The organism is Chryseomicrobium aureum, assembly GCF_016909155.1.
Classification (GTDB): Bacteria; Bacillota; Bacilli; order Bacillales_A; family Planococcaceae; genus Chryseomicrobium; species Chryseomicrobium aureum.
On sequence record NZ_JAFBFG010000001.1, the window covers coordinates 1 to 14315 of the forward strand.

General features: G+C 44.0%; 14 protein-coding genes, 16 tRNA genes and 1 rRNA gene. 26 read left to right on the forward strand and 5 right to left on the reverse strand.

Annotation, left to right across the window (positions count from 1 at the left end):
* The 19 genes from rrf to proS all read left to right on the forward strand — a co-directional run.
* Positions 1-94 (forward strand): 5S ribosomal RNA (gene rrf / locus JOD03_RS00005); the annotation flags it as partial.
* Between the two features lie 9 nt (positions 95-103).
* Positions 104-178, forward strand: a tRNA-Asn gene (locus tag JOD03_RS00010).
* A gap of 6 nt (positions 179-184) precedes the next feature.
* Positions 185-275 (forward strand) — tRNA-Ser (locus tag JOD03_RS00015).
* A 19-nt stretch (positions 276-294) separates the two neighbouring features.
* A tRNA-Glu gene (locus JOD03_RS00020) sits at positions 295-369 on the forward strand.
* A 7-nt stretch (positions 370-376) separates the two neighbouring features.
* Positions 377-452, forward strand: a tRNA-Val gene (locus JOD03_RS00025).
* Between the two features lie 21 nt (positions 453-473).
* Positions 474-550: transfer RNA gene (locus JOD03_RS00030), tRNA-Met, on the forward strand.
* Position 551: 1 nt separating this feature from the next.
* Positions 552-627, forward strand: a tRNA-Asp gene (locus JOD03_RS00035).
* 53 nt (positions 628-680) lie between these two features.
* Positions 681-756 (forward strand) — tRNA-Phe (locus JOD03_RS00040).
* 7 nt (positions 757-763) lie between these two features.
* A tRNA-Thr gene (locus JOD03_RS00045) sits at positions 764-839 on the forward strand.
* Between the two features lie 8 nt (positions 840-847).
* Positions 848-931 (forward strand) — tRNA-Tyr (locus JOD03_RS00050).
* Positions 932-942: 11 nt separating this feature from the next.
* A tRNA-Trp gene (locus tag JOD03_RS00055) sits at positions 943-1016 on the forward strand.
* 22 nt (positions 1017-1038) lie between these two features.
* Positions 1039-1114: transfer RNA gene (locus JOD03_RS00060), tRNA-His, on the forward strand.
* 46 nt (positions 1115-1160) lie between these two features.
* Positions 1161-1233 (forward strand) — tRNA-His (locus JOD03_RS00065).
* 7 nt (positions 1234-1240) lie between these two features.
* A tRNA-Gln gene (locus JOD03_RS00070) sits at positions 1241-1315 on the forward strand.
* A gap of 4 nt (positions 1316-1319) precedes the next feature.
* Positions 1320-1394: transfer RNA gene (locus tag JOD03_RS00075), tRNA-Gly, on the forward strand.
* Between the two features lie 7 nt (positions 1395-1401).
* Positions 1402-1475 (forward strand) — tRNA-Cys (locus JOD03_RS00080).
* A 6-nt stretch (positions 1476-1481) separates the two neighbouring features.
* Positions 1482-1565: transfer RNA gene (locus JOD03_RS00085), tRNA-Leu, on the forward strand.
* 86 nt (positions 1566-1651) lie between these two features.
* The gene (locus tag JOD03_RS00090) at positions 1652-2833 is read left to right on the forward strand and encodes an MFS transporter (RefSeq protein ID WP_204588788.1); all 1182 of its coding nucleotides are present in this window, start codon (positions 1652-1654) and stop codon (positions 2831-2833) included.
* Positions 2834-3131: 298 nt separating this feature from the next.
* Positions 3132-4568: a proline--tRNA ligase gene (gene proS / locus JOD03_RS00095; RefSeq protein ID WP_204588789.1), complete on the forward strand. Its 1437-nt coding sequence runs from the start codon at positions 3132-3134 to the stop codon at positions 4566-4568.
* Positions 4569-4761: 193 nt separating this feature from the next.
* Here the strand turns inward: proS and JOD03_RS00100 are convergent, their stop codons facing one another.
* Positions 4762-5277, reverse strand: coding sequence for a hypothetical protein (locus tag JOD03_RS00100; RefSeq protein ID WP_204588790.1), 516 nt, complete (start codon positions 5275-5277; stop codon positions 4762-4764).
* Entirely contained in the window at positions 5278-5967 is a 690-nt protein-coding gene (locus tag JOD03_RS00105) for a B3/B4 domain-containing protein (RefSeq protein WP_204588791.1), read from the reverse strand.
* Between the two features lie 48 nt (positions 5968-6015).
* Here JOD03_RS00105 and queG point away from each other — a divergent pair, with 48 nt between their 5' ends.
* The 4 genes from queG (at position 6016) to JOD03_RS00125 (ending at position 8917) form a co-directional block, all read left to right on the forward strand.
* On the forward strand, positions 6016-7149 hold the full coding sequence (gene queG, locus JOD03_RS00110; protein WP_204588792.1) for a tRNA epoxyqueuosine(34) reductase QueG: 1134 nt from the start codon (positions 6016-6018) through the stop codon (positions 7147-7149).
* On the forward strand, positions 7149-7622 hold the full coding sequence (trmL, locus tag JOD03_RS00115; RefSeq protein WP_204588793.1) for a tRNA (uridine(34)/cytosine(34)/5-carboxymethylaminomethyluridine(34)-2'-O)-methyltransferase TrmL: 474 nt from the start codon (positions 7149-7151) through the stop codon (positions 7620-7622). The genes queG and trmL overlap by 1 nt, the downstream gene beginning before the upstream one ends.
* A gap of 273 nt (positions 7623-7895) precedes the next feature.
* Positions 7896-8075 (forward strand): hypothetical protein, encoded by a 180-nt coding sequence (locus JOD03_RS00120; protein ID WP_204588794.1) that lies wholly within the window; start codon positions 7896-7898, stop codon positions 8073-8075.
* Between the two features lie 53 nt (positions 8076-8128).
* Positions 8129-8917 (forward strand): aldo/keto reductase, encoded by a 789-nt coding sequence (locus JOD03_RS00125; RefSeq protein ID WP_239584767.1) that lies wholly within the window; start codon positions 8129-8131, stop codon positions 8915-8917.
* Between the two features lie 40 nt (positions 8918-8957).
* On the opposite strand, the gene JOD03_RS00130 is transcribed toward JOD03_RS00125, so the two are convergent.
* From JOD03_RS00130 to JOD03_RS00140, 3 genes are read right to left on the reverse strand one after another with little or no spacing between them, the layout of a single operon-like run.
* The gene (locus JOD03_RS00130; RefSeq protein ID WP_204588796.1) at positions 8958-9806 is read right to left on the reverse strand and encodes an RluA family pseudouridine synthase; all 849 of its coding nucleotides are present in this window, start codon (positions 9804-9806) and stop codon (positions 8958-8960) included.
* 19 nt (positions 9807-9825) lie between these two features.
* Complete coding sequence (locus JOD03_RS00135) at positions 9826-10296, reverse strand: thioredoxin family protein (RefSeq protein ID WP_204588797.1); 471 nt, start codon at positions 10294-10296, stop codon at positions 9826-9828.
* Positions 10293-10724, reverse strand: a complete 432-nt coding sequence (locus tag JOD03_RS00140) for a disulfide oxidoreductase (RefSeq protein ID WP_204588798.1) — start codon at positions 10722-10724, stop codon at positions 10293-10295. Before JOD03_RS00140 ends, JOD03_RS00135 begins: the two co-directional genes overlap by 4 nt.
* A gap of 129 nt (positions 10725-10853) precedes the next feature.
* Here JOD03_RS00140 and JOD03_RS00145 point away from each other — a divergent pair, with 129 nt between their 5' ends.
* From JOD03_RS00145 to JOD03_RS00155, 3 genes are read left to right on the forward strand one after another with little or no spacing between them, the layout of a single operon-like run.
* The gene (locus JOD03_RS00145; protein ID WP_204588799.1) at positions 10854-12398 is read left to right on the forward strand and encodes a carbon-nitrogen hydrolase family protein; all 1545 of its coding nucleotides are present in this window, start codon (positions 10854-10856) and stop codon (positions 12396-12398) included.
* Between the two features lie 38 nt (positions 12399-12436).
* Positions 12437-13549 (forward strand): GAF domain-containing sensor histidine kinase, encoded by a 1113-nt coding sequence (locus JOD03_RS00150; protein WP_204589352.1) that lies wholly within the window; start codon positions 12437-12439, stop codon positions 13547-13549.
* Positions 13550-13561: 12 nt separating this feature from the next.
* Positions 13562-14206, forward strand: a complete 645-nt coding sequence (locus tag JOD03_RS00155; protein ID WP_204588800.1) for a response regulator transcription factor — start codon at positions 13562-13564, stop codon at positions 14204-14206.
* Positions 14207-14315: the final 109 nt, after the last annotated feature.

A 14315-nucleotide genomic window follows, 5' to 3' on the forward strand; every position in this document is an offset into this window, starting at 1 on the left:
TCACACCCGTTCCCATACCGAACACGGAAGTTAAGCTCTTCAGCGCCGATGGTAGTTGGGGGTCTCCCCCTGTGAGAGTAGGACGTCGCTAGGCATTATTTATTCCGAAGTAGCTCAGTGGTAGAGCAACCGGCTGTTAACCGGTTGGTCGTAGGTTCGAGTCCTACCTTCGGAGCCATTCTATGGAGAGCTGTCCGAGTGGCCGAAGGAGCACGATTGGAAATCGTGTATACGTTAATCGCGTATCAAGGGTTCAAATCCCTTGCTCTCCGCCATAGAGCTCTTACAAACAATGGCCCCTTGGTCAAGCGGTTAAGACACCGCCCTTTCACGGCGGTAACACGGGTTCGAATCCCGTAGGGGTCACCATTCATACGGAGGATTAGCTCAGCTGGGAGAGCACCTGCCTTACAAGCAGGGGGTCGGCGGTTCGATCCCGTCATCCTCCACCATTTATTTTTTATTAGTATTGTCGCGGGGTGGAGCAGCTCGGTAGCTCGTCGGGCTCATAACCCGAAGGTCGCAGGTTCAAATCCTGCCCCCGCAACCAAGGTCCCGTGGTGTAGCGGTTAACATGCCTGCCTGTCACGCAGGAGATCGCGGGTTCGATTCCCGTCGGGACCGCCATTTTTTAATAAGTAGATTTTACATAAGCCATATCGCTTACATAAAATCTTGTTGGCTCAGTAGCTCAGTTGGTAGAGCAAAGGACTGAAAATCCTTGTGTCGGCGGTTCGATTCCGTCCTGAGCCACCATTTTTAGGCCGGTGTAGCTCAACTGGTAGAGCAACTGACTTGTAATCAGTAGGTTGAGGGTTCAAGTCCTTTCGCCGGCACCATAGTTTGTGGAGGGGTAGCGAAGTGGCTAAACGCGGCGGACTGTAAATCCGCTCCTTAGGGTTCGGCGGTTCGAATCCGTCCCCCTCCACCATTTTTTTATTTAGGGGCATAGTTTAAAGGTAGAACTACGGTCTCCAAAACCGTCAGTGTGGGTTCGATTCCTACTGCCCCTGCCAATTCTTACATTGATAAATCGTGGCGGTCGTGGCGAAGTGGTTAACGCACCGGATTGTGATTCCGGCACTCGGGGGTTCAATTCCCCTCGGTCGCCCCATTATTTGTCTTTTTTTATTTGTCTTGATATAGTTTTTATAATCGTGGCGGTCGTGGCGAAGTGGTTAACGCACCGGATTGTGATTCCGGCATTCGGGGGTTCAATTCCCCTCGGTCGCCCTTTTGATGGGGTATAGCCAAGCGGTAAGGCAACGGATTTTGATTCCGTCATGCCTAGGTTCGAATCCTAGTACCCCAGCCATTTTGCGGAAGTAGTTCAGTGGTAGAACACCACCTTGCCAAGGTGGGGGTCGCGAGTTCGAACCTCGTCTTCCGCTCCAAAAAATTGGCGGCATAGCCAAGTGGTAAGGCACAGGTCTGCAACACCTTTATCACCGGTTCAAATCCGGTTGCCGCCTCCATATAGCGCCGGTGTGGCGGAATTGGCAGACGCGCTGGACTCAAAATCCAGTTCCTTCACGGGAGTGTCGGTTCGACCCCGACCGCCGGTATATTATGTAGTACGACTCTACCTCTGCCAGGTAGAGTTTTTTTATTTGGTTTTTGGGTAGTTAAGTTTGAAAGAGGTGTTGTAGAAATGGAACGACAAAAGTTATGGACGCGAAACTTTATTCTTATTTCGAGTGTCAATTTTCTACTGACACTCGTTTTTTTCTTATTAGTTGTGATCATTGGTCTTTATGCTGTTGATTCATTTAAAGCCACAACGAGCCAAGCTGGTTTGGTTACTGGAATTTTTATTGTAGGAACCTTGATCGGTCGATTGCTCATCGGTGGAAAGATTGATGAGATTGGACGAAAAAAGACATTACTTATTGGGTTTATTTTGTTTAATGCAGTCACTTTGTTGTACTTTGTGCAGGTAGACATAACGATTTTATTACTTACGCGCCTGTTGCATGGTATTTCACTTGGAATTGCAAGTACAGCTGCAGCAACGATGGTAGCTTCTATTATTCCAATTGCAAGACGTGGAGAAGGGATCGGCTATTTTAGTATGAGTTCAACCCTAGCTACAGCAATTGGTCCGTTTGTTGGATTAATGCTGACACGCGTAACTACTTTCCCTGTAATTTTTTTGATTTGTTTCATTGTAGGAGTAGTTGGTTTAGTCATTGCTTCATTAGTTCAAGTACCTCCAGTAAAAGCTTTAAAGGATGAAAAGGAAACATCATTCTCAATCCGAAGTCTTATCGAACCAAAGGCAGTTCCTATAGCATTTGTAACACTTGTTATTGCGTTCTGCTTCTCGAGCGTTTTATCATTCATGAATTTCTATGCGATTGATTTAGACTTGATTGAGGCTGCCAGTGTCTTCTTCTTGGTGTATGCTCTATCCGTTCTTATTTCAAGGCCATTTACAGGGCGTTTAATGGATCGAAAGGGAGCAAACTATGTGATGTATCCTGCGTTTGTTTTATTAGCGTTAGGTCTTTATCTATTAAGTACAGCTACAAGCTCCCTTACGTTCTTGATAGCTGCAAGCTTGATTGGTTTCGGATTTGGAAACATGCAATCTTGTACACAAGCAATCGCAGTTAAGCTGACGCCGATGCATCGTATGGGCATGGCTACATCTACATTCTTTATTTTCTTGGATGCTGGGCTTGGTTTTGGGCCATATTTATTAGGAATCATGTTAGGGTTTTTAACGTATGCCGAGATGTACTTTGTGTTAAGCATTGTTGCACTCAGTGCTGTTTTGCTTTACTTCTTTGTGTATGGGAAAAAGGACAAAGAGTATCAGCAAATTTACTAGCTATTGCAGATACCATTAGAATTTGCTATAGTGAGGTTCATATAGAAGAGTCTTTGAAGTGGTCAAGTACGTAATGTAAACGTTCAGAAAGTGCAGTGAGTGATGAGAGCTGCGCCGTCCATGCATGCGGAAACCTCCCATGGAGATGCTGTGCAAACACAGCCGGTTCGTCCCCGATAAAGACGCTTGAGATCGTCCTTGTGACGAATGAAGGTGGTACCGTGTCTATCCAGCAGGAAGGCGCCCTTTTGGGTGTTTTTCTGCTTTTTATTTTGTCAAAATTAAAGGAGGCAATACAATGTCAGTACAACAAAATGATTTTTCAAAGTGGTACATCGATACGATTCAAAAAGCAGATTTAATGGATTATACACCTGTTCGCGGATGTATCGCATTCAAACCAGATGGTTATGAGCTTTGGGAGAGAATACAAGCGGAGATGGACCGTCGTTTTAAAGAGACAGGTCACCGCAATGCGTATTTCCCGATGTTGATTCCTGAGTCTTTCTTCCAAAAAGAAAAAGACCATATCGAAGGTTTCTCACCTGAATTACCATGGGTGACAGAAGCTGCAGGCGAACAGTTAGAAGAACGTCTCGCATTACGTCCGACGTCTGAGACGATGATTGGTCATCTTTATTCAGATTGGATCAAAAGCTATAGAGACCTCCCTGTACTGATCAATCAATGGGCAAATGTTTTCCGCTGGGAGAAAAAGACGTTACCTTTCATTCGTACATCTGAATTTTTATGGCAAGAAGGACACACTGCTCATGTTGATGAAGAGGATGCACGTAAAGAGACGATGCAAATGCTTCAAGTTTACAAAGAAGTAGTAGAAGACTTACTAGCGATTCCAGTATACGACGGTCAAAAAACACCTTCTGAGCGCTTTGCGGGTGCAGTAGATACGTTCTCAATCGAGGCGATGATGAAAGACGGAAAGGCTGTTCAAGCTGGAACATCTCACTATCTCGGGACAAAATTTGCGGAAGCATTTGATATTAAATATTTGAATAAAGAAAATAAGCACGTGCATGTTCACACTACATCTTGGGGAACATCGACTCGCTTGATTGGTGCCATGATCATGGTGCACGGAGATGAACAAGGCCTTGTATTGCCACCAAAAATGGCGCCAACACAAGTCGTATTGATTCCAGTAGGACCTTGGAAAAAGAAGCCTGAAATCGTGGAGAACTTGGATAAAATCTTTGCTGAACTAAAAGCAAAAGGCATTCGTGTGAAATTAGATGATTCGGACCAATCTCCTGGATACAAATTCAACGAGTGGGAATTGAAAGGTGTTCCTGTACGCGTAGAATTAGGTCCTCGTGATTTAGAGAATGGCCAAGCGCTGATGAAAGCACGTGATGCAGAAGAGAAGACAGCAGTCGCTCTTGACGATCTAGTCGCATCGATTGAAAACGAATTAACAGTGATGCAGACTCGACTTTATGACAAAGCGGTTGTTTTCCGTGAAGAGAATAGTCATACGCATGTGGACACATTAGATGAGTTAAAAGCACATATCGAAACTTCACAAACAGAAGGAAAGATTCCTGGATGGATTCTTGGTGGCTGGTGTGGAGAAGACGCATGTGAAGAGAACGTCAAAGAAGAGACGAAATTCACGACGCGTAACATTCCTTTCAATCCACCGACTGAGAAGAAAACATGTATAAACTGTGGTAACGAAGCGAAACATAGCGTGTGGTTTGGTCGCGCGTATTAATAGCAAAACGCCTGCTTGTCACTAGGACGAGCAGGCGTTTTCTGATCCGGTTAAGATTTTGCTTACGCATCTAATTTTTGGTTGGTCAAAAGAGATGGGGAACGTTGGAACGAGTGAAGGGTTATGGGTTGGCTTCACAGGTAGTTGGTTGAGACCGGATCAGCTTCTGACAAGAGTCTCACTTGTCAGAAGGTTACTCGTAACGAGATGCATCAAACTCTAGTTCTACTTGATAGTTCTTAGCATTGACAAGACCTGAAACTTTATTGGCATTTCTTTCATATTGCAGCGCTTTTTCGCGGTATTCTTCTGGGTCGAAACGGGCAACACGCATATAGGCTGCCGCTTCTCCGTATCCATACTCCGGTTGTTCTTTAGGAGATGCACCAAGCTGTTTATAAAGCTTTGCTTGCGCACGAAGCTGCATCGCATACTCAATAGCCTCTACCAACGGAATTTGTTCTCCTTGATAGTCTATTGCTGTAGCAAGGTTTGCTTTATAAATTAAGCGGTCAAGAAGCATGATGTCTTGTCGAATCATTTTAATATCGCTATCGACATCATCTACGGAACGTCGTTGTTCTGGTAGAGCTTGGCCTTTTTCAGAAAGTGTAAATGCAACACGCAGCATTTCTTGTTCGAGTTCTTGTACTTGTTTCGTTAAAAGGCTTCGTAACCGTATACCATCTGCTAATGTAAAAGATGTCATTTAAATCGTTCCTTCCGGATTGGATTTGGATAAGAGAAGTTGTTTACAATCTCCACCATGAATTTGCGTGAACATGGACTGAACAGCATTTAAAAGTTTCCCAGCCTGTTGATCGGCCGTTTCAGGTGTAAGATACACGATATGTAAAGCATCTGTTGTCTGAGTCGTCACCGCAGTTCGCACCGAGTCGACATAGGGACTGCCGAATGGACCAGTTGCATCATGGGAAGTTAGAATACCTGTAAGAGTGGTTTCACGTCCATTTAATGCTTCGTAGGATGTGCTTTCGTCTCCAATGGCAAAATGTAGATGTCCATCAAGATGAGCCGTATCATATAAGCCAAACGGGATGCCGTAATAAAGAGAGAAGAATGTGTTACTATCTATGCCTGAATGCACAGGAAGCATGTAATTCTGCTTTGCCACCCGACGATAAAGGGCCTCAGCGGAAGGACGGTAACGGGTAGGGTTTGTACCTGTCTGTTTAAAAATGGTGCGGTAACTTGTAAGTGTAGGAAAATGTTCGAATCCATGCTCCTCAATTTCAAAAAAAAGTTGCTCTTGAAATAGTTGCAAGCGCCCTTTAAGCATTTGAGGAGAATCGCCTACAGAAATTTTGGTATAATGGATAAGTCCGATTTTCAGCTCAGGTACTCGTTCGATGAGTTGAGAATCAAGTGATACACGCATATATAACCACCCTTTCTATTTGACATCATACCACAGGAGGTGAGGCAGGTGAATGTACGCGATTTTCAAACCCAATTGATTCACTATGCCCACTCCATTGGGATTGATAAAATCGGCTTTGCGCGAGCAACACCTTTTCCAGATTTGAAGCAGCGATTACTTGTTCAACAACAGCTGGGGTTTGCTTCAGGGTTTGAAGAACCCGATATCGAGAAGCGTACAGAACCAGAGTTGTTGCTAGAACACGCGCAGTCCATCATCTCGATTGCAATCGCCTATCCGTCTAAAATGAAAGACGCTCCACAAAGTAAAAGAGGGGCGCGTCGCGGTATTTTTGCACGTGCTTCCTGGGGGATGGATTATCATACGGTGCTACGTGAGAAGCTTGCGCAACTAGAAGCGTTCATCCTTATTCATGTACCAGATGCTAAATTGAAGTCGATGGTGGACACAGGGGAACTTTCAGACCGAGCTGTTGCTGAGAGAGCTGGAATTGGCTGGAGCGCTAAAAACTGTTCCATCATCACACCGGAATTCGGTTCGTATGTCTATTTAGGAGAGATGCTCACAACGCTTCCCTTCGAGCCTTCTGTCCCAATGGAAGATGAATGTGGAGATTGTCGCTTATGTTTGGACGTTTGTCCGACAGGGGCTCTGATTGAAGGAGGCCAATTAAACGCACAGCGCTGCATTGCGTTTCTCACGCAGACCAAGACGATGATTCCTCAAGAGTTCCGTGCGAAAATTGGGAATCGGATTTACGGCTGTGATACGTGTCAGACGGTTTGTCCGAAAAATAAAGGCAAACATACAGCGCACCAACAGGCCTTCACCCCTGACCCAGAGCTTGTAAAACCATTACTCTTACCACTTGTTGAACATACCAATCGTACGTTTAAAGAAACATACGGGCACATGTCTGGTGCTTGGAGAGGGAAGAACCCGATACAACGAAACGCACTCATCGCACTCGTGCATTTTAAAGAGCGAGAAGCTATTCCGAAATTCATTTCGATTTTGCATGAAGATCCTCGTCCAGTGATGCGTGGAACGGCTGCTTGGGCACTTGGAGAACTTGAATCAGACGAGGGAACGAGTGCGTTAAAATTGCGCCTTGAAAATGAAGAAGATGCCACTGTGCGTTCTGAAATCCAACTTGCTTTAACTAAAGGAGAAAACTAATGGCAATTCATATTGTTTTATATCAACCACAAATTCCAGCGAATACCGGGAATATCGCGCGTACTTGTGCAGGGACTGGAGTCAAGCTTCATTTGATTAAACCACTCGGGTTCTCAACAGATGATAAAATGTTGAAACGTGCAGGGCTTGATTACTGGGAGCACGTCGACATTACGTACCACGAGTCACTGGAAGACTTTATTGCGGCTTATCCCCAAGGAGAGTTTTTCTTATTAACAAAGTTCGGTTCGAAGCCCCATACCGATTTTGATTATAGCGACCTGAATAAAGACTATTTCTTCATCTTTGGACGTGAGACAACCGGTCTTCCTGTTGAATTCCGAGAAGCACATCCAGAACGCGCTCTCCGTATTCCGATGAATGACAACATTCGATCACTCAATTTATCGAATACCGCTGCCATTTTAGCATATGAGGCGTTGCGTCAACAAAACTATCCTGGACTCCATTAAAAAAGGACAGCCTCCAAAACGGAGACTGTCCTCTTCTATTATTTTTGAGTTGTTGAACCTGGTTTGTCATCATAGCCTGCAGTTAAGATTGCAGAAAGGAATGCTACACATACACCGAGGATTAAAAGTAATTTCATGGGTTGTGCCTCCTAGCTTAATAGTCTGTTTCAAGTATACAGGATTCTATTTAAAAAAGAAATGCCGAGCAATCGGCTAATTATGGCGAAAAAGCGTCAATTGGGCTAACATGATAAGAAAAGGAGGAGACAGCACATGACGAAAGAGAACACTTCACGAGAGAATGGGTCCATGGCTTCGAATATGGATGAGCTTAAGCAGCTCGGTAAGCAGATGGAAAAATTACGTGATGAGCGAGAACTCTCACAAGATGAGCGCGTCGCCGACCCAAGTCAACACGATAAAGCACCAGAGATTCAAAAACGCGAGGAGTGACACGAGTGAACTTATCCCTACAGGCAACGAAGACACTACAAAATGGAATAGAAATGCCGCGTCTTGGACTTGGCGTATATAAAATGACAGACCGAAAGGAAGCGCTACAAGCGATTTCACACGCTTTAAAAACGGGATATCGCCACATTGATACAGCGTCATTATATGACAACGAGCAAGAAGTAGGCGAGGCGATACGTCATTCTGGCATTGTACGCTCTGATATTTTTGTCACGACAAAAGTCTGGAACACCGATCAAGGGTACGACCAAACATTACGAGCTTTTGAAAAATCACTTAAGCTTTTAGATATGGACTATTTAGATTTGTACTTGACTCACTGGCCAGTGGAAGAGACATTTGTTGAGACGTACCGAGCAATTGAACGCTTATACGATGAAAAACTGTTGCGTGCGACAGGCGTTTCTAACCACCATGCCCATCACTTAGAAAAAATCATGGCTTCGGCAAACGTTCCGCCAATGGTCAATCAAGTAGAATGCCATCCACGTCTTGCACAATTTGAGCTTCGTGAGTTTTGCGCAGAGCACAACATCGCCGTCACAAGCTGGTCTCCACTTTCACGCGGGCGACTGTTAGAAGAACCGAGTCTTGTGCGTCTTGCTGAGAAGCATGGCAAGTCGACTGCACAAATTATCATTCGCTGGCATTTACAAGGGGACCTTATTGTCATTCCTAAGTCTGTAAAGCCGCACCGAATCGAAGAAAATGCGGATGTGTATGATTTTGAATTATCAGCAGAAGATATGCGTATAATCGATGCCTTAAATCGCAACGAGCGTGTCGGAAAAGATCCGGACAATTTTCATTTTGATTTTTAACCTAAGAAAACGCCGTTCCCTTTTGCGGGAACAGCGTTTTTTACGATCTTGGAATTTCTACGTTTACGAGCTCGCCTGTGATCGGATGGCGGAACTGAATACGAAAAGCTTGCAGCGCATAATGTTCGGCCTTGATCGCTTTGGCACCGTATAATGTGTCGCCGACAATGGGATGACCAAGGTGCGCCATATGCACTCGAATTTGGTGAGTGCGACCTGTCTCTAGCAACACATGTACTTTTGTCATTTGAGGGTTGCGTCCCACGACTTGATAGTGCGTGATGGCAGTTTGACCTGTTTGAGACACGCGCCGACGTGATGGATGATGACGGTCTGCTGCAATCGCTGTCTTAATCGTTCCTTGATCTTTTTTAACAGAACCTTCAACAATAGCTTCGTACGTCCGCACAATTTGCTTTTTCTCAAGCATCTTATCCAAAAGGTTTTTCGCAATCGGATGTTTCGCAATCAATACTAAGCCACTTGTTCCTTCGTCAAGACGGTGAACATGCTCAGCGTAACTATGACCTTTCGCATCTAAATAGTGGAACACACCATTCATCAATGTTTGCGTTTCCGTTGGTTCATTCGGATGCGTTTTCAACCCAGCTGGTTTTCCAACAATCAAGAAATGATCATCTTCATAAAAGGGTTGAACCGGTATTTTAGGACTCGGGAAGTAGGACGAACCTTCGTCTTCAAAGGTGATTTGAAACAATTGCCCCACTTCTAGAGGTTTGCTCCAGTCCAGTGCGATTCCTTCCGGTGTTTGAAAAGCCTTTTGCATCCGAAGGGAATGGACAGTCTTTTTGCCAAGCTGCCAATTGTCTTTCACAAGTTCTTCAATTGTAATCGCTGCTGGACTTTTTACTTTTACTGAAAATTTCATAACAAACTCCTTACAGACATTAGTTTTTTACAACTTCGTCAAAAAAGCGTTGGATGTCGGCTTCTGGCATTCCACCGACTGCACGCATTTCTTCTACGCCTTCTTCAAAATGAATCAAAGTAGGGGTTGAATTGATGCCGTACTCTGCACCAGCTTCAGGATATTCTAAAATATTATATTGAAGAATTTCTACATCCTCTTGCTCTGCAAGTGGCATTAAGACTGGCGTCATCTCTTTACAGAAACTACATTCCGGGCTGAAGAAGTAAACTGTCGCGGTTTCACCATTCTCAAGTTTTTCTGTTAGTTCATTCGGTAAGATGATATTTTGATAATTCTCGTCATCAATCAAATCAATCGTCGACTGTGAAAGATTGTCTGTATCGTACGGGTTATTTGCTAGTTTATCTTGGTTTTGAATATTTGTTAAGACTATGATTGCAACAAATGCTGCAACAATTACGCCTCCGAAAAGTAATAATTTCTTCATGCTGTTTTTTCCTCCATGATGGTTTTTAAAAGATAGATACTCATCACTGCAATCCCACTAAACGCTACAAGAGCTAAAAATGGAATTGTAATGAACCCTAAATAATTGATGTATTCGCCTGTGCACGAAACTAGCCCACACTCCGGTGCGCGCTCCCCGAAGAAATCGATTTTTTGAATGGCATAGTGATATCCGCTAGTCAAAACACCGATTCCTGAAAATACAAGTGTTGTAAGTGCAATTCGTGCGTTTTTCTGGTAAATGGCGATTCCGGAAATCACGACGATTGGATACATAATAATTCGCTGGTACCAGCACAGTTCACATGGTTCATACCCTCGGATTTCAGAGAAATAAAGGGAACCAAGAGTTGCAATCAGCGCCAAACCAAAAATACCAAGTAAGGCATTTTCCGACTTTTTGTTCATAGGCAAGGAATCCTTTCAGAAGTTCAGTTTCTTTTCAAGTATAGACAATACGTGCAATCAAGTAAATTATTTTCAACCTCTCCAATCTCACGGTATAATGAGGGATAACGTGTTCAAGGAGGGATAGTTATGAAAGAAGAATTTGATTCAACTCAATTTGAAAAACATATGATCATCCGTCCGATGACATTTGCAGATATAGACTCTATTTTGGAAATGCAACGACTGTCATTTCCAGGTATGGAACCATGGAAAGTGGAACATTTGCGCAGTCACTTGACCGTTTTCCCAGATGGCCAATTAGTGGCAGAACTTGATGGCAAAGTAATCGGGTCCTGTTCAAGCTTGATTATCAACTTTGATGAGTACGATGATCGGCACTCGTGGTCTGATGTAACAGATGGTGGGTACATTACGAATCACAATCCAGATGGCTACAACTTATACGGCATCGAAGTTATGGTGCACCCTGAATACCGTCGGATGAAAGTAGGGCAACGTTTATATGAAGGACGCAAGGATATAGCGCGCCAATACAATCTAAAGTCGATTATTATCGGTGGTCGTATCCCGAACTACCATAAATACTCAGAAGAGATGTCACCGCGTGAGTATGTGACTAGTGTATCGCGTCACAAAATTTATGATCCCGTGTTAACATTCCAGCTGATGAATGGCTTCACATTAATGCGGATCAATCCAAACTATCTGCCGGACGACAAAGCTTCTGGGAAATTCGCGACACTGATGGAATGGAACAATGTCGATTACATTCCACTGTCAAAGCGCCATTTCAGAACGAGTTACCCCGTGCGGATTTGTGTAGTACAGTACATGATGCGCAAAATCAACTCATTTGAAGAATTCGCAAACCAAGTCGAGTATTTTGTCGATGTAGCTTCAGACGCACAATCTGACTTTGTTGTGTTCCCGGAAATCTTCACGACGCAACTTATGTCCTTCCTAGAAGAGCCATCTCCATCTCAAGCGGTTCGAAGATTGACGGAATATACACCACAGTACATGGAATTGTTCAGTGATTTATCGGTTCGATACAATATCAATATCATTGCAGGGTCACACTTTGTTAAAGAAGAAGACGATGAAATCTACAACATCGCGTACCTGTTCCACCGGGACGGGTCGATTGATAAACAATACAAAATTCACATCACACCAAATGAACGCAAATGGTGGGGAATCAGTGCAGGAGACTCAGTTCGTGTATTTGATACAGATTGCGGGAAAATCGCTATCCAGATTTGTTATGACATCGAGTTCCCAGAGCTTGCCCGTATTGCAACAGACATGGGCGCGAACATTATTTTCACACCGTTCTGTACAGAGGACCGCCAAGGCTACTTGCGCGTGAAATATTGTGCACAAGCTCGCGCAGTGGAAAACCAGATTTACACCGTTATTTCCGGGACCATTGGAAATCTTCCACAGACGGAAAATATGGATATCCAGTACGCACAATCCGCTATCTATGCACCATCTGACTTTGAATTTGCGCGTGATGGAATTGTTGGAGAGACAGAAGCGAATGTAGAGATGGTGTTGATTGGAGATGTTGATTTAGAAATTTTACGTCGACAGCGCCAAGACGGGACAGTTAAACAATTAAAAGATCGTCGCCATGACGTCTATTCAGTAGAATACAAAAAGAGCTAAAGACTGGTCAGTGACCAGTCTTTTTCTACAGGAGGGCACTGGTTTTGAATGAACATATGACGCTACTCAAAGAAATCGCAGAATTTTTGAATGAAGAAACCGAAATGGAGACGATGTTACAAGGTGCGCTCAAAAAGCTACTGACGCGCAGTGTTTTTGCTTCCGGCTGGATTTTCTTTATTGATGCGAAAGGGAAGCATACACTGATTGCCGCAGAGAATCTTCCAGACTCGTTAATGGACAATGCGTGCCGCTCGATGAAACGCGGAGGGTGTTGGTGTGTTTCGCGCTATAACAATGGAGAACTACAAAAAGCCTCCAATATCATCGAATGCCAGCGTATCGAACAAGCAGGACGTCTTAGCACACTCCCTTCTGCCGGAATCACGCATCATGCAACCGTACCACTTCAGTCTGGTAAGGAAAAGTTCGGACTTTTGAATGTGGCGACTCCGCATACAATCGAATATGATCAGAGTGAACTAGCATTGTTGGAAGCCATTGCTTTTCAAATCGGATCAGCCATCAAACGTATTCATTTGACGAAGCAAGAGCAAGAAATCGCCCTTGTTCAAGAACGGAATCGACTTGCGCGAGATTTGCATGATTCGGTCAATCAACTTTTGTTTTCTGTGACATTGACCTCTCGTGGAGCAATGGAGATGACAGAAGACACGGATTTGAAGCAAGCGTTTGGAGATATCCATTCCCTCACGCAAGAAGCACTGACAGAGATGCGTGCGCTAATTTGGCAGTTGCGTCCAAAAGGATTGGAGACAGGTTTATTAGAAGGAATCAAAGGCTACGCTGAAATGCTTGGAATTTCTTTGAAAACGCATGTCAGTGGAGTCATTCAACTGCCTTCACGAATAGAAGAGACCGTCTTCCGTATAGCGCAAGAAGGGCTTAACAATATTCGTAAACATTCGGGAACATTGGAAGCGGAATTATTTCTAACAATCAACTCAACAGATATTTTATTTATTTTAAAAGATGAGGGCAGAGGATTTGTCGCTGGGAAAATTCCAGAAAGTCTAGCGTCTGTCGGAATGAATAGCATGCAGGAACGTGCGCGTTCAGTAGAAGGAACGATTGAATGGATCAGTGAACCATCAAAAGGGACAGAGGTATTTGTACGAATTCCGTATTAAAGGAGTGTGCGTATGATTCGCATTGTGATAGCAGATGATCACCACGTAGTAAGGCGTGGGTTATTATTTTTTCTAAAGACGCAAAAAGATTTTGAAGTTGTGGGAGAGGCGACGAATGGGGAAGAGGCGATTGCTATCTCTAAAGAGGTTCGTCCTGATGTGATTTTAATGGATCTTGTCATGCCTGAAAAAGATGGAATCCAGGCAACACGAGAAATTAAAAAGCTGGTACCCGAAACGCATATCTTGATGCTGACAAGTTTCTCTGACCGAGATCATGTGATCCCAGCGATTGAGGCGGGAGCAGCAGGATACCAATTGAAAGATATCGAACCAGACGAGCTTGCAGCGGCTATACGTCAGTTAATGAAAGGCGAAAAACCGCTCAGTCCACTAGCTCAGACGGAACTTGAAAAAGATTGGTCAGAAGAAAAGCCACATCTGACAAATCCTTTAACGGCTCGTGAGCAAGATGTGCTTGCCGAGCTTACAAAAGGTAAGAGCAACAGAGACATCGCTTCTACTTTGTTTGTAACTGAAAAAACGGTGAAGACACATATCTCGAATATCTTTTCGAAATTGAACGTCCAAGACCGCACACAAGCGGCGTTGTATGCAGTGAAGCATGGTCTTACAGAACCTAGCGGGAAGGGTTGAGTTTCTTAGGACCTGAATTTTGCCTACTCATTAAGTTTTTGTCGCGAATTAGTTTCCATAAAATCATTTGGGGCGTTAAGTGAAGGTTTACGGTCGTCAACGGACTGAA